Raw genomic sequence first — 14754 nt, forward strand, 5'->3', positions numbered from 1 at the left:
CATCGCGGCGCCGCGCACGCGCGTCGCCGGCAGCATCGCGTCGCGCCGCGCCGCGCCATCGAAGCCGATGAGGCCGAAACGGTCGCCGATGCGCGTCGCCGAATAGGCGAGCGTCATGCAGAGCTGCGAGGCGAGCGCCAATCGCGGAACCGCGCCGCGATAGCGCATCGAGCCCGAAAGATCGACGAGCGCATAAAGGTCGATCGCCATGCGCTGCTCGAAGCGGCGGACATAAGTCTCGCCAAAGGGATCGCGGATCGTCGCGCGAAGGTCGATGCGTCTCGCATCGGGGCATCTCGCAAAGGGAACGGCGTCTCGAAACACGCCCGTCCCGCCGGGAGCGGCGGAAGGATGCGCGCCGATAGAGCCATGGGGGAAGCGCCCGCGTGGACGATAGGCGATCTCTTCCAGATTTTTCGCGGCGCGCGGCGTCATGGCGCAGGAACCGTGGCGACGACCGCGCGGCAGAGCGCGCGCGGCGCGTCTTCTCCGCGCAAGGCGTAGATCGGATCGAGAAAAACGCGATGCGCCATGGTCTCGACGAAGATTTCGCGAATATCCTCCGGCGTCAGATAGTCGCGCTCTTCGAGCCAGGCGCGCACGCGCGCCGCGCGCACGACAAAAGCGAGTCCGCGCGGACTCGCGCCGCCTTTGACCAGCCCCTCGAGATCGACGTCGGGCAAGAGGACGCCGGCGGCGGCGGGATCGAGCAGCGCGCTCCACAGCCGCAGCACATAGGCGCGCAGCGCTTCGCTCGCGCGCACTTGGCGCTGGATGAGAACGGCGGCCTCGTCGACCGACTGAGGATCGAGAATTCCTTCCTCGACATCGAGCAATAGAGCGTCGACATCGTAGAATCTCGGATCGAACAGCAGCGCCTCGCGCGCCTTTTCGTCGCGCGGCGCCGCCATGGAGATTTCCATGAGAAAGCGGTCGCGCGCCGCGGCGGGAAGCTCGAAGGTTTCTTCCCGCTCGATCAGATTTCTATCCGCGAACACCTGCAGATGCGGGAAGGCGTATTCGCGATCGAAAGCGGAGAGCTTGCGCTCGGCCATCAGGCGCAGCAGCACGGAATGCACCTGCGGGCGCGCGCGATTGATCTCGTTGAAGAAGAAGATCGAAAGATTTTCCGCCTGACGCAGGATCGCGCCGGGGTCGACGCGCGGACGGCCGTCCTCGCCGATATAGGTCTGGTAGAGGAGGTCGTTCGGCATCATGTCGACGGCGCCCTCGACGCGGGCGTAGCCACCGCCGAGCGCACGCGCGACGGCGCGCAGCAGAGTCGTCTTGCCGACGCCGACATCGCCTTCGAGCAACACATGGCCGCGGGCGAAAATGGCGATCGTCACGAGACGAATGACGCGCGCCTGATCGACGATGACCTTAGCGACTTCCTGCTCCAGGCGCCGCGCTCTTTCCCGCCAGTCGGCGAGACGAGGCTCGACGGCCGCTCGGTCAAAATCGTCCATATTGCAACTCGAAAAGGATGCGGCCACGATCCCGGGAATGGATTCTCCGACCTGTTGTTGTCGACATCAGCGAATCCGGATCGTGGCCGCAGTCGTCCGTCGCCGCGATCCCGGCGCCGGAAAACAAGAGTTACTCGGCGGGGATCTTATCGACCTCGTAAATCCACTTGCCGGTCTTCTTGAAATAGGCGACGCGCTTCTTGTTGCGGTCTTCCATCGCCTGAATCGACAGGCCCTGCTTGGCGATTTCCTTCGGGTCATGCTTGGGGTCGTATTTCGAACCCTCGACCTTCTCCGGGAATCCCGGCTTCGGCTCCCAGCAATTGCCCGGCGCCTTGCATTTGGTGCCGTCATAAGCGGCGGCGGCCGTCGCGATGGCGGCGCTGGCGAAAAGCCCCATCGTCAGGGCTGCGTATCGGCTCATTCGCATCCTCGTCTCCTCCTGCTTTTCTCAGCGGCCGGTCTTTTGAGCCAGGCCGCTTTTGCTCCCGCCACGCCCCGTGGCGCGAATTCATTTCGCCGCGGCTTGTCCCTTGCACTGGCCCGGCGGATCGTCGGGGAATTCCTCATGCCCGCTATAGGACTTGAAGGCTTTCCTTTGCTCGTCAGTGAGCCATTTCGCCTTTTCCGGCTCTTCCTTGAAGAGATGGCGCACCCAGGCCATGACTTTCAGCATGTCATCGAGCGAGAGATTGACGAATTGCGGGCCCATCGAGGCCTGCGCGCCGCCATAGATCGTCGAAAACAGACCTTCGTCGGTCTCGTTTTGCGGATAGGTCCAATAGGAGTCGTTCAACCCCGGCCCGATCTTGCCTTCGGCGAGATGGCCATGGCAGCCGGAACAGGCGGAGAGAAAGATCTGCTCGCCGAGCTTCAGGCAGCTCTTGTCCTCGTTATAGGGATTGACGCCCGTTTGAAGAAACTTCTTCACGCCCGGCGTATCGCGGCCTTCGGGCAGCGCGTCGTCGAAATTCAAGACTTCGCCGGTGATCGTGTTGCGGAAGGTTATAGCGGGTGTCTGCGCGACGGCGACGGCGACCAACAGCGTCGCGCCGATGGCGCCGGCGATCGTCGCGCCTTTCATCTTGCTTTTCATGTCTGGCATTTTCTTTCGTTGTGGCATGGGTTGGGCGCGACGCCCTATTTGGACGGCGGCAGCAGCGGAACGCCTTCCGCCCGCAATATGTCGTCGATCTTCGGCTTGGCGCGCGTGAGCGCGGCGTCTATTTCGGCGAGCAGCGCGCTATCGTCGCGCCGAACGGCGACCGACTGATCGAACTGCTGCTGAACCTTTTCGCCGTTGCTCTTCACCGCGTCGTCGTCGATCAGCGTCATGCGCAAGGGCGTCGTCGAAGCCTTGACGTAGCGCGCGACATCGGGCGCGAAAGCGACCGCGACATCGGCGCCGCCGGCGCCGACTTCGGACACCATGCGCCCCGGATCGATTTGGGTATATTGGTTGCGCGGCGAGCGGAAATTCACCAGCGAATAGAGATAGGCCATATTGTCTTCGTACTGGCCAATGTCCTTGAGCATGACTTCGCTCGGCGAGCCGAAGGCGACGGCGATATGTCCGAGCTTCTTCAATCTCTCGTCCGACCAGGATTTGACGTCGAACTGTCGGTCCGCGCGCGAGACAAAGACATAGCCCGTGCGATAGTAGGGTTTCGAGGTCGCGACGCGCGGATCGCCCGTGTCGAGGCCGACGATCACGTCGCAAAGCTTCTTGTCGAGATAATCGCGGACGAGATAGATCGCGGGCTTTGTCGACCAGACGAAGTCGGGGCGACGCCCCATGGCTTCGGCGAGCGCGACGGCGATTTTGTTCTCGAGCCCGGAGCCGTCCTCCATCGAGAGGGGCGGCTGACTCTTGGCGGCGCAAATTTTCAGAACCTGCGCGTTCGTTTGCGCAGGCGCCTCAGCGAAGGCCGCTCCGCTCGCCAGACATGCGGCGAAAGCGCAAACGCTACGGATTGAAAGACGCGACATGGGGCGTTCCACCAGCATTCATTAAGCGACCGCGCCGCCGCCCGGATACGGGGTTGATCCGAGCGGCGGCAAAGGCGCCGCGAGAGCGGACGCGCCGCCCTCGTGGCCATGAAAGGCTGCTTAATTGGCCTTGTATTCGCCGACGCTCAGGTCGTCATAGGGACCCTTGCCGTCGAGCGAGAACACCACGACGCCGCCGCCCATCTGCGTGTAGTTGGCGAGCTGCTTGAAGGCGCCCACCGCGCCGAGGCCGGCGGTCGGATCCTGCAAGTCGAACACGAGACCAACTCCCGGCCAGCCGCCGACGCCATACATGATGGCGACATATTCGACGCCCTTGTGCTGATAGACGATCGGGTGGCCGATGACGCCGGAGGGAAGCTTGAACTTCCACAGCAATTCGCCGGTGTCGCTGTGACGCGCCTTGATGAAGCCGTCCAGCGTTCCATAGAACACCAGATCGCCGGCCGTCGCGGCGGTGCCGCCCCAAACGGCGAAGCGCTCCATCTTCTCCCATTTGAACTGCCCGGTGATGGCGTCATAGGCCTTGATCTGGCCAAGACCCTCGCCCTTGGCGCGATCGCCCTTCGGACCAGGGAACATGTTCAAGGTCGCGCCGACGAAGAACTGACCCGCGCGATAGGGAAGCATGAAGGGCTCCCAATCCATGCAGATGTGGTTCACGCCGAGGAAGAAGAGCTTCCTTTCCGGATCGTAGGAGTCGAGGCCCTGATTGTGATAGCCCATCGCCGAGGGGCAGATGTCCTTAGCGAGATGGTCCATGCGCGTGCCATATTCGGGATCGCGCACGGGCAGGCCCGTGGCGAGATCGACCTTCTTGAACACATTCACCGTGTCGTCGATCTTATTGGCCGAAACCAGATCGCCATTGGTGCGGTCGAGCGTATAGACGATGCCGTTGCGGTCGGGATGGGTCAGAAGCTTGCGCTCCTTGCCGTCCTTGTCCTTCTGCTCGGACAGCATCATGAAGTTGATGCCGGCATAGTCCCATTCGTCGTGCGGCGTCTTCTGATAGCCGAATTTGGCGAGGCCCGAGTCGAGATCGCGGCCCCAAATGGTCATCGTCCATTTGTTGTCGCCGGGACGCATCGTCTCGTTCCAGGGCGCGGGATTGCCGCTGCCGTAATAGACGAGATTGGTGCCGGGATCATAGGCGAACCAGCCCCAGCTCGTGCCGCCGCCGATCTTCCAGGCGTCGCCTTCCCAGGTCGAGGTGCCGAGGCCCTTCTGGCCATAGTGGGGATTCTTGATGTTGAAGTCAGACGCGAGCAGCAGCTCCTCGTCGGGGCCCGTGGCGTAGGCGCGCCACTTCTGCTCGCCGGTCTTCACGTCATAGGCGGTGAGATAGCCGCGAACGCCGAGCTCGGCGCCGGAGCTGCCGATCAGCACGATGTCCTTATAGATATGCGGCGCGACGGTCAGGGTGGAGCCGACCCGGAAGTCGGAATTCTCGACCTTCCAGACGAGCTCGCCAGTGTTGGCGTTCAGCGCCGAGACATTGCCGTCGAGCAGGGTCTTGACGATCAGCGGCGGCGTCTTGCCGTCGCCCGGCCAATAGGCGAGACCGCGATTGACGAGGTCGCAGCAGGCGACGGCGCGCGCGGCGGCGTTCTGCTTGGGCTTATCCTGCCACAAGATGCGCGTCGGATCGTCGAGGCTGAGCGCGAAGGTGTTGTTGGGGAAGGACGTATGCACATACATCTTCCCGTCGACGATAAGCGGCGAGCCCTCGTGGCCGTTGAGGAGACCCGTCGAGAAGGTCCAGGAGGGCTTCAGATTCTTGACGTTGGCCGCGTTGATCTGTTTCAGCGTGCTGTAGTGATTGGAGGCGTAATTCTTGCCCTGCATCACCCAGTTGTCTTCGCTTTTCGACAGATCGTCGAGCTTGTCGGCGCGCGCGGCGGCGGTGAAGCCGATCGGCGCGACCGCGAGCACCGCGAGAAATGACACAGACGTCAGAAGCTTTTGCATTGGTTGAATCCTCCCGATTGGCCGTTGAGCCATTCGCGCTTTCAAGCCGCGCTTTTTTCCGTAAAACGGAGGCCATGGGGCCATGCCGCAATCCGTGATCGCCTACGCCTCGGCCAGCATCTCGAAGACCCGCGCGAAGACGGCGATCCATCGGCATTTAAGTGAGCGCCCCGGTTCCTGTCTTTATGATTTGTGAGTAAGTTCTGACGGGAAAAACTGGTAATATCCTTTGCGATATTTCCTTGCCGGGCGGCGGGCTTTCTTCTTGCCTGTGTCCGCTCCGCGAAATGAACCTCTAGCCAACATGCGTCCCTTCAATAGCCTCCCTTTCCGCGCCAAAACTCGCCCTTTCGCCGCCGCCACGGGCCCGCTTGCGCTCAGCCTCGGTCTTTGCGCTTTGGCGGTTGCGCTCCTCTCCGGCGCGACGAGTCCGCATTCCGCTTCCGCCGCCCTCTATCCGCACGACGGACGGCGGCCGATGAACGAAGCGGACTATCTGCGCTTTTCAGGCGCCGGCGTTCTTATCTGTCAGACGGACATGGGGACGATCGAACGCGGCGCGGCCGCCTGGCTTATCGGCGCGCGCGATCTCGTCGTCCTCAACGCGCATAATTTCGTCGACAAGCAGCTGCGCCCGACGCGGCCCGTTTCCGATTGCTACTTTCAGATCGGCGAAGAATCGGGAGCCTTCGAACCGGAAAGCCTCAAGCTTGGCGCCGATGTCGCGACGAAAGCCTTGCATATCACCGACGACTGGGCCTTGCTGCGGCTCGCGCAGCCGCTCAGCGAAAGAATCACGCCGCAGCCGCCGCCGGACGCCGCCGATGTCGCGACCGGCCCGGCGCCGCTCGCGGTGACGATGGTGTCGCCGGCGGGACATTCCAACTCGACTCTCGCGACCAGCGCCGAAGCCTGCGAGATCAGGCAGATCGATCCGCCGAGCGAAGGCGGCGTGCGCCGCGCGCGCCACAATTGCAACGACGGCTATGGCGGCTCGGGCTCGGGCCTCTTTACGCAGGACGGAAAGCTTATCGCGCTTCACAGCGCCTCGCTGGACATGAACCAGCGCCGCCCTTTCGATATGGAAGCGCATTATGGATCGGCGCTTCTCTTCGAAGGCGCGCTGCTGGAGGCGATCCGCAAGGAGCTTGCCGCGCGTCCTTGAATTAAGGGGCCGCTCCGCGCGGCGGCAGGCTCGCGTAAAATTGGGCGAGCGCCGCGCGCTCCTCGTCGCTCAATTTCGCGGCGATGTCGTTCATCGCGCTTCGCGACTTTCGCGCGCCTTCGGCAAAAGCGCCAAGCTGCTTGACGACATAGGCGGGCTCCTGCCCCGCGAGCGACGGCGCATCGTCCGTGACGCCGGTCGCATCCACGCCATGACATTGGCCGCAGGGCATGACGCCGCGAACGCCGTCAATATGGATGCGCGCGCCCTCCCCGGGCGCTGGCGCCGTCGCCGTCGCCGCCGGCCGCAGGCTCTCGTAATAAGCGCCGAGATCGGCCATGTCCTGCGGGGTCAAGGAGGCCGTCGCGGCGCGCATCTCGTCGTCGGGACGCAGCCCATTGGCGAAGGCGAATAATTCGCGCGCGACATAAGGCGCGTTCAGTCCGGCGAGACGCGGCAGGCCCGGTCGCCGCGACGCCGCCGGCCCATGGCAGCTTCTGCAGGGCGGACCGCCATTAGCGCCATTCGCCGCGATTTCCGCGCCGCGGCGCTTGTCGGCGCTCGCCAGCGCCGCGCTCCAGTCAGGCGCGCGCGCCTCGCCGGACTCGGCCGATAGCGCCGCCGCGCACCAAAGGCTCGACGCCAGGAACAGCAAAAAGGCGGCGCCGAATGCGATTCGGCGGCCGGTCATGCGGTCGCTTCCGGTCATTTTTTGCTGCGCTCCCTGCAAGAGACGATTTGAGACAGACGGCGCAATTATTAAAGAGAAGAACTTCCCGCCAAGAGCGGCCCGCGCGCGGCGAACGGGATAGTTTGCCCATCGCGTCCGTGAAATATCCTCCGCCTTGGCGCGAAGCGGGAAGCGGGCTGCAGGCGGGGGGCATTCTCACCATTAAATCCATGCCCTATCTCAGATTATTGCGCGGCGCGTGCCCGTCGCTGTTTCGTCCGTGCGGAGGAACAAAAGCGCTACGGCGCGGCGCTTGCCCTTAATTTTCCTACGTTTTTTTACTTCTGCCTAGATCCTAATCCCGCCCTTGATCTATCTTTTTAGTGGTTTTATAGATGATAGGGAACAGGTCGGGAGTGACACATGCTCAGGGCGTTTCGTTATTTGAGAAAATTCAATCTGGTCGTTCTAGGCGCGCTCGCCGCGTTCTGCGGGGGCGCACAGGCGGCGCAGCCGTTTTTGAACGTCTCCTACGACCCGACGCGCGAATTATATAAGGCGATCAATCCGGCCTTCGTCGCGGACTGGAAGGCGAAGACCGGCGAAACCGTCCAGATTCAGACGTCCCACGCCGGCTCCGGCGCGCAGGCGCGCGCAGTGATCGACGGTCTCAACGCCGATGTCGTCACCCTGGCGCTCGCCGCCGACATCGACGCCATCGCGAGCAAGAGCGGCAAGATTCCCGCCGATTGGCAGAAGCGTCGGCCGAACAATTCCTCGCCCTACACCTCGACCATCGTGTTCCTGGTGCGCAAGGGCAATCCCAAGAAGATCAAGGACTGGAGCGATCTGGCGCAGCCCGGCGTCAGCGTCATCACCCCCAATCCGAAAACGTCGGGCGGCGCGCGCTGGAACTATCTCGGCGCCTGGGGCTACGGCATGAAGAAATTCGGCGGCGACGAAGCCAAGACCAAGGAATTCGTGAAGGCGATCTACAAGAACGCGCCGGTGCTGGACACGGGCGCGCGCGGCTCCACGATCACCTTCGCCCAACGCGGCCTCGGCGACGTCTTGATCGCCTGGGAGAACGAAGCCTTTCTCGCGCTTCAGGAGTTCGGCGCCGATAAATTCGAGATCGTCGCGCCGCCGCTGTCCATCCTCGCAGAGCCGCCCGTCTCCGTCGTCGACGCCAACGCCGACGCCAAGGGCAATCGGAGGCTCGCGGAAGCCTATCTCGATTTCCTCTACACGCCCCCGGCGCAGGCGATCATCGCGCATAATTTCTATCGCCCCGTCCATCCCGAATACGCCGCCAAGGAAGATGTGAAGAAGTTTCCCAAGATCGACTTCATCACGGTCGACGGCGCGTTCGGCGGCTGGGCGGCGGCGCAAAAGAAACATTTCGCCGACGGCGGAATCTTCGATGAAATCCAGAAACAAGAGCCGGCGAAATGACCTCCCCAAGCCTCGCCGGCAAGGGCGCTTGGCGCTTTAGAGCGCCAAGCGTCATTCCCGGCTTCGGTCTGACCTTCGGCTATACGCTGCTTTATCTTGGACTGATCGTCCTGTTCCCGCTCGCCACGCTCATCTGGCGCTCGTCGGGGCTCGGCTTTTCAGGCCTTTATGAAGTCGCTTCCGAGCCGCGCGTCGCCGCAGCCTTGCGCACGACCTTCGTGATGTCCTTCGCCGCCGCCTGCATCGATCTCTTCTTCGGCCTCATCGTCGCCTGGACGCTGACGCGCTACGATTTTATCGGCCGGCGCCTGCTCGACGCCTTCGTCGATTTGCCCTTCGCCCTGCCGACCGCCGTCGCCGGTATTTCGCTCGCGGCGCTTTATGCGCCCAATGGCTGGTTCGGCGCGCCGCTGGCCGATTACGACATCAAGATCGCCTTCACCCGCTGGGGCATTCTGGTCGCCCTCATTTTCATCGGCCTGCCATTCGTGGTGCGGACGGTTCAGCCGATCATTTCGGAGCTGGAGATCGAACTCGAGGAGGCCTCCGCGACGCTCGGGGCGAATCGGCTGCAGACCGTCCTGCGCGTGCTGCTGCCGCCGCTCACGCCCGCCCTGCTCACCGGCTTCGCCCTCGCCTTCGCGAGGGCCATTGGCGAATATGGCTCAGTGATCTTCATCGCCGGCAATATCGCCTATGTCTCTGAAATCGCTCCGCTGCTCATCGTCGTTAAGCTCGAGCAGTTCGATTATGCCGGCGCGACGGGAATCGCCACGATCATGCTGGCGATCTCCTTCGGCGCCTTGCTGATCATCAATCTCGTGCAGGCATGGAGCCGGAGGAGATTTGGTCATGTCTGAGGCCTTCGTGGCGGCGGCCCAACGCCCCCGCCTCCGCGCCGCGACCGAAGACGGGCCGATCGCCCGCTATGCGCTTATCGCGGTCGCCGTTATTTTTCTCGCCCTCTTTCTGCTCGCGCCGCTCGCCGTCGTCTTCGCCGAAGCCTTCAGCAAGGGCGCGGCTCCGTTCTTCGAGGCGCTGAGCGAGCCGGACGCGCTCGCCGCGATTCAGTTGACGCTGGTCATCGCGGCGATCAGCGTGCCGGCCAATCTCCTCTTCGGCTTTGCGGCGTCCTGGTCGATCGCGAAATTCTCCTTCCCCGGAAAGAGCCTGCTCATCACGCTGATCGACCTGCCCTTTTCGGTCTCGCCGGTCGTCTCCGGCCTCGTCTTCGTTCTGGTGTTCGGAGCGCAGGGCCTGTTCGGCAAATGGCTCGCGGCGCATGGCGTTCAGATTATCTTCGCTGTGCCGGGCATGGCGCTTGCGACCATCTTCGTCACCTTTCCTTTCGTCGCGCGCGAGCTCATTCCGCTCATGCAGGAACAGGGAACGGTGGAGGAAGAAGCGGCGCTCACGCTCGGCGCGTCCGGCTTCAAGACTTTTCTGACGGTGACGCTGCCCAACATCAAATGGGGACTGCTCTATGGCGTGCTGCTGTGCAACGCGCGCGCCATGGGCGAATTCGGCGCCGTCTCCGTCGTCTCAGGCCATATTCGCGGCCTGACCAACACGATTCCGCTACAAGTGGAGATACTCTACAATGAGTACAACAGCGTGGCCGCCTTCTCTCTCGCGGTTCTTCTTGCAAGCTTGGCGCTCGTCACGCTTGGGATCAAAACCTTCCTTGAATGGCGCCACGCTGACGCGCTCTCACGCGGAGCGCGACGGCATTAAGGCCGAGAAGCGCGGCTCTTCGATCCGCGTGGAAAACGTCGCCCAGGATTTCGGCGCCTTCGCGGCGTTGCGCGACGTGAGCATTGACATAGAGCCAGGCGAACTCGTGGCCCTGCTCGGCCCTTCGGGCTCTGGCAAGACGACGCTCTTGCGCGTTATCGCGGGATTGAATTCGCCCGACCGCGGACGCGTGCTGTTCGACGGCGAGGACGCGACGCTTCTGCCGGTCCAGGCGCGCCATGTGGGCATGGTCTTTCAGAGCTACGCCCTCTTCAAACATATGACCGTCGCCGAGAACATCGCCTTCGGCCTGAAGGTTCGTCCTCGGCGTCTGCGTCCGCCCCGCGCGGAGATCAAGGCGCGGGTCGACGAACTGCTGCAATTCGTGCAGCTCGACGGACTCGGCGCCCGCTATCCCGCGCAGCTCTCCGGCGGCCAGCGCCAGCGCATCGCGCTCGCGCGCGCGTTGGCGATCGAACCGCGCGTGCTGCTGCTCGACGAGCCTTTCGGCGCGCTCGACGCCCGGGTGCGCAAGGATTTGCGCCGCTGGCTTCGCGACATTCACAAAAGGACGGGGTTGACCACCGTCTTCGTGACGCACGACCAGGACGAAGCCATGGAGCTCGCCGATCGCGTCGTCGTGCTCAATGAAGGACGCATCGAGCAGATCGGCACGCCCGAAGAGCTTTATGATCGGCCCGCCTCGCCTTTCGTCATCTCCTTCGTCGGCGAAGCCGTCGCCTTGCCCGTCACCATCGCCGAAGGCCACGTCCGATTCGCCGGACGCGAACTGCATATAGACACCCATGGGCTGCGCAGCGGCCCCGCCAAGGTCTTCTTCCGCCCCGCGGACATAGCCGTCTCCGCGGATGGGAGCGGCGAACTCGAAGGCCGCGTCGAAAGCCTCAGACGCACCCCGGCGGGCGTTCGCGCCACCATCGCGATCGACGGCTACGATCAGACGCTGGAAATCGATTCGCCCATCGAAAAGGCCGCGGCGCTCGGCGGACGCGTGCCGCTCAGCCTCTCCAAGGCGCGCATTTTTCCGGTGACGGACTCGCCGGGCTTCCTCAACGAAGGCGACGGCATCTGAACCAGGCTGAGCAGCGCCGAAAGCGTCGCATTTCGGCAACAGTCGGCCCATTAATTTCTACCAATAGTCTAGTTTATTAATCGACTCTATTGACTAACTTTTTTATGTGCCTTTTTCTGTCTGGACAGATGTTGACGGCGGCCAGTCACAACGCCGGGCAGCCAGCTAAGTTCAGGAGAGAGGGCTTCGACGATGCCACAATTTCAAGTAACGGTCAGGGAACGCGCCGAGGCGCGGCGCGAAGCTCTGCGGTATTTCTGCAACAGTGCGCGGGCGACAACTTGTTTGCCTAGAAATTCAACTTGAAGGTCAACGCCTTCGTCGTATCGATATGTAACATCGTTATATAACTAATGAGGGCAGGCCGATGAGCGGCTCCAAGAAAACTCGCCTGAAAATGACACTGAAAGTCACAGTGGCGCTTTGCGCCGTCGCAACCGTCTTGTCGGCCGCGCCAGAGAGCGCGCAGGCCGAAGATAAAACCGGCGCGCAGGCTGAAAACAAACCCGGCGCGGCCGAAAATAAGGCCAACGCCGTCGCGACCAAGAAAGCCGACACCGCGAAGCCGTCCGGCGGCGGCAAGGCCGCCGAGCCGGAACAAAAGAAAAGCTATTACATTCCGACCCGCGCCTATCGCCTGGAGCCGCAGCCGGACATTCCGCCCTACGTGCGCAATCTGGGTAAGACCTACAAGCAATTCGAAGGGATCGACTGGCTCAACGTCGGCCTCGATTCGCGGACGCGCTTCGAATATCGCAAGGACGATTACCGGCCATGGACGGACATGACCGTCAATCCGCCGGCCTCGCAGCGGAAATATTTTCCCAACTCGCTCTGGCTCCTGCGCACGCGCGTCTATCTCGGCGTGCAGAACATCCTCGATCCCTTCCGCTTCGTCGTGGAGTTCCAGGATTCGCGCGCCTTCAACAGCATTTATCAATACCAGGGACAGGAGATTAATCAGACGGATCTAATCTCCGCCTATGGCGAACTCTATTTCAAGGACGCCTTCGGAAAAGACCCACGGGGCAATGATCGTCCCTTGAGCTTGCGCGCCGGCCGTTTTCATCTTGAGCTGCTCGATCGGCGCCTGATCGCAGAAAACGAGTTCCGCAACACCACCAATACGTTCGACGGTTTCCGCGTCAAAATCGGCAAGAAAGACAACGACTGGGATCTCGATAATTTCCTGATGCGCCCGGTCGTCCGCTATCCCGACTCGTTCGACCGGCCCGATTGGCAGAACTGGATCTACGGCAGCGTGCTCAGCATCCGCCGATGGTCGGAATACGGCATCATCCAGCCCTATTTCCTCGGCCGCAAACAATATGGCGATCCGCTGAACGTCTCCAATGCATTGAAAGTGCACAGGGACACTTATGCGCCGGGCCTGCGCGTCTATGGCGTGGTCGGCAATTTCGACTATGACTTCGACGTCAACAAGCAATTCGGCGAGATCGGCGAGTTCCGGCAGCTGGGCAACATCCAGAACGCCGTGCAAACGACCGTCCAGCATGATGCGATCGCCTATGCCGGCGAAGTGGGCTACACTTTCTCGGATCATCCCTGGAAGCCGCGCATCAGCGCCAATTACGCCTATGGCTCTGGCAACAAGAGCCCCTATGACAGCGCCAACCAGAACTTCGATATTTTCTACGGCTTCAATCAGCCCTTCTCGCGGGACGATTATATCGCCTGGAACAACGTCAAGGCGCCGAAGGCGCGTCTTGAATTCACGCCGCTGGCCAATCTCCAGATCGATACGGCGTTCAGCGCTTATTGGATGGCGAGCGCCGCCAATGCGTGGGATCGCGCCAATCTGGTCGCGCCGCTCGGCAATAGAGGCACATTCCTCGGCACGGAATATGACCTGCGCCTCCGCTATAAGCTGAGCCAGTTCATCAATATAACGGCGAGCTATGCGCGTTTCTGGCCGGGGTCCTTTACCTCGAGCTTCGCGCCGCCCGTCACGCTGCAGCCCTTTTTCCCCCAGTCTTTCTCCGGGCAGACCACGACGACGAACGGGCTGACTGCACGGCCGACCGACTTCTTCTATCTCGAAGTGTCGGCGAATGGTTTCGGCGACGGCAATCCGATCACGCAAAATCCCGCGACGCAATTCCTCGCCCTCGCCTCGCCGGAGGCGACGAATGCGCCGCCTCCGCCGCCCCCGAGTTGGACGGACGTCTATGTCGGCCTCAACGGCGGCGGCAGCTGGTCCAGTCCAAAGTCCAACGTCAACCTTTGGCCCTTTGGCGAGCAGGCGGCCAGTGCGGCGGTGGCCGCAAGCGCGACGCCGATCAACCAAAGCAACCACTTGGCGGGCTTCATCGGAGGCTTCCAGCTCGGCTCCAATTTGAAATTCGCCGATAGCTTCCTGACCGGCGTCGAAGCCGATCTGCACGCCGTTTCGGGCAACACCGACGGCAAATGGCAGGCGACGATCGCGCAGGCAGGCGGCAATTCCTTCGCCTCCTATACGCAGCGCAACGCCACGCTGAATTATCTCGGCACGGTTCGCGGCCGGCTCGGATATCTCTTCACGCCGACGCTCGCGATCTACGGCACGGGCGGCATGGCCTATGGCGGCGTCATCTCCAACACCGCCATTTTCACCCGTCGCATTGGCGGGACGAACCAGACCTTCATCAATCCCGTCTATCAGGATACGCTCATTGGCTGGTCGGCCGGCGGCGGCGTCGAATGGATGTTCACGCCGAACTGGAGCGCCAAAGTCGATTATCTGCATTACGACCTCGGCAAAGCGAACGCTTCGGCATTTGCGGCGCAGACGACCGGCTTCTATTATTATGGCGCCAACACCTCGACGCGCTTCGACGGCAATCTGGTTCATGCCGGCGTCAACCGTCACTTCGACCTCGTGAGCGCGGCCGAAGGAAAATAGGGCGCGAGTCGCGCCCCGCGCGTCGACACAGCATTCCTGGCGGACCGGCGGACGCCTGCGCTGAACCATCGGCGCGGGCGTCCTGCTTTCATTCGACCGCGCCGCGCTTATCCCCGGGGCGCTCCCTGATGCTAATCTGGCTAAGGCGGAGTCTTCCGCTCACAAACCTTCGAAGAGGGCGGTTGAGAGATAGCGTTCGGCGAAGGAAGGGATGATGAGGACGATGTTCTTGCCTTCGGCCTCGGGGCGGGAGGCGATTTCGAGCGCGGCGGCGATCGCTGC

13 protein-coding genes and 1 pseudogene are annotated in these 14754 nt (G+C 62.5%); 6 read left to right on the plus strand and 8 right to left on the minus strand.

Translation table 11 applies throughout. From position 1 onward, the window contains the following. The 6 genes from V3H18_RS15220 to V3H18_RS15245 all read right to left on the minus strand — a co-directional run. Positions 1-435: DUF58 domain-containing protein (locus tag V3H18_RS15220; RefSeq protein ID WP_332082918.1), on the minus strand; the 435-nt coding region annotated here is incomplete at its 3' end. Continuing rightward, positions 432-1469 (minus strand): AAA family ATPase, encoded by a 1038-nt coding sequence (locus V3H18_RS15225; RefSeq protein WP_332082919.1) that lies wholly within the window; start codon positions 1467-1469, stop codon positions 432-434. The genes V3H18_RS15225 and V3H18_RS15220, both read right to left, overlap by 4 nt. Before the next feature lie 130 nt (positions 1470-1599). Further along, positions 1600-1899: a methanol dehydrogenase gene (locus tag V3H18_RS15230; protein ID WP_332082920.1), complete on the minus strand. Its 300-nt coding sequence runs from the start codon at positions 1897-1899 to the stop codon at positions 1600-1602. Between the two features lie 81 nt (positions 1900-1980). Continuing rightward, positions 1981-2565: a cytochrome c(L), periplasmic gene (gene moxG / locus V3H18_RS15235; RefSeq protein ID WP_332082929.1), complete on the minus strand. Its 585-nt coding sequence runs from the start codon at positions 2563-2565 to the stop codon at positions 1981-1983. A 44-nt stretch (positions 2566-2609) separates the two neighbouring features. Continuing rightward, positions 2610-3458, minus strand: coding sequence for a methanol oxidation system protein MoxJ (moxJ, locus tag V3H18_RS15240; RefSeq protein ID WP_332082921.1), 849 nt, complete (start codon positions 3456-3458; stop codon positions 2610-2612). Between the two features lie 120 nt (positions 3459-3578). Further along, entirely contained in the window at positions 3579-5450 is a 1872-nt protein-coding gene (locus V3H18_RS15245; RefSeq protein ID WP_332082922.1) for a methanol/ethanol family PQQ-dependent dehydrogenase, read from the minus strand. A gap of 478 nt (positions 5451-5928) precedes the next feature. Here V3H18_RS15245 and V3H18_RS15250 point away from each other — a divergent pair, with 478 nt between their 5' ends. Continuing rightward, positions 5929-6615: a trypsin-like serine peptidase gene (locus tag V3H18_RS15250; RefSeq protein ID WP_332082923.1), complete on the plus strand. Its 687-nt coding sequence runs from the start codon at positions 5929-5931 to the stop codon at positions 6613-6615. A 1-nt stretch (position 6616) separates the two neighbouring features. On the opposite strand, the gene V3H18_RS15255 is transcribed toward V3H18_RS15250, so the two are convergent. After that, on the minus strand, positions 6617-7324 hold the full coding sequence (locus V3H18_RS15255) for a c-type cytochrome (RefSeq protein ID WP_332082924.1): 708 nt from the start codon (positions 7322-7324) through the stop codon (positions 6617-6619). A gap of 384 nt (positions 7325-7708) precedes the next feature. Here V3H18_RS15255 and V3H18_RS15260 point away from each other — a divergent pair, with 384 nt between their 5' ends. From V3H18_RS15260 to V3H18_RS15280, 5 genes are all read left to right on the plus strand, one after another. Then, complete coding sequence (locus tag V3H18_RS15260) at positions 7709-8740, plus strand: sulfate ABC transporter substrate-binding protein (RefSeq protein ID WP_332082925.1); 1032 nt, start codon at positions 7709-7711, stop codon at positions 8738-8740. Further along, entirely contained in the window at positions 8737-9600 is an 864-nt protein-coding gene (gene cysT / locus V3H18_RS15265) for a sulfate ABC transporter permease subunit CysT (protein WP_332082926.1), read from the plus strand. Before V3H18_RS15260 ends, cysT begins: the two co-directional genes overlap by 4 nt. Further along, positions 9593-10474 (plus strand): sulfate ABC transporter permease subunit CysW, encoded by an 882-nt coding sequence (gene cysW, locus V3H18_RS15270; RefSeq protein WP_332082927.1) that lies wholly within the window; start codon positions 9593-9595, stop codon positions 10472-10474. Before cysT ends, cysW begins: the two co-directional genes overlap by 8 nt. Then, on the plus strand, positions 10470-11567 hold the full coding sequence (locus tag V3H18_RS15275; protein WP_332082930.1) for a sulfate/molybdate ABC transporter ATP-binding protein: 1098 nt from the start codon (positions 10470-10472) through the stop codon (positions 11565-11567). Before cysW ends, V3H18_RS15275 begins: the two co-directional genes overlap by 5 nt. 397 nt (positions 11568-11964) lie before the next feature. Beyond that, positions 11965-14472, plus strand: a complete 2508-nt coding sequence (locus V3H18_RS15280; RefSeq protein ID WP_332082928.1) for an alginate export family protein — start codon at positions 11965-11967, stop codon at positions 14470-14472. A 159-nt stretch (positions 14473-14631) separates the two neighbouring features. On the opposite strand, the pseudogene V3H18_RS15285 reads toward V3H18_RS15280, so the two are convergent. Beyond that, positions 14632-14754 (minus strand): annotated as a pseudogene (locus V3H18_RS15285) (cysteine synthase A); the annotation flags it as partial.

It is taken from the genome of Methylocystis borbori (genome assembly GCF_036576025.1).
GTDB lineage: Bacteria > Pseudomonadota > Alphaproteobacteria > Rhizobiales > Beijerinckiaceae > Methylocystis > Methylocystis borbori.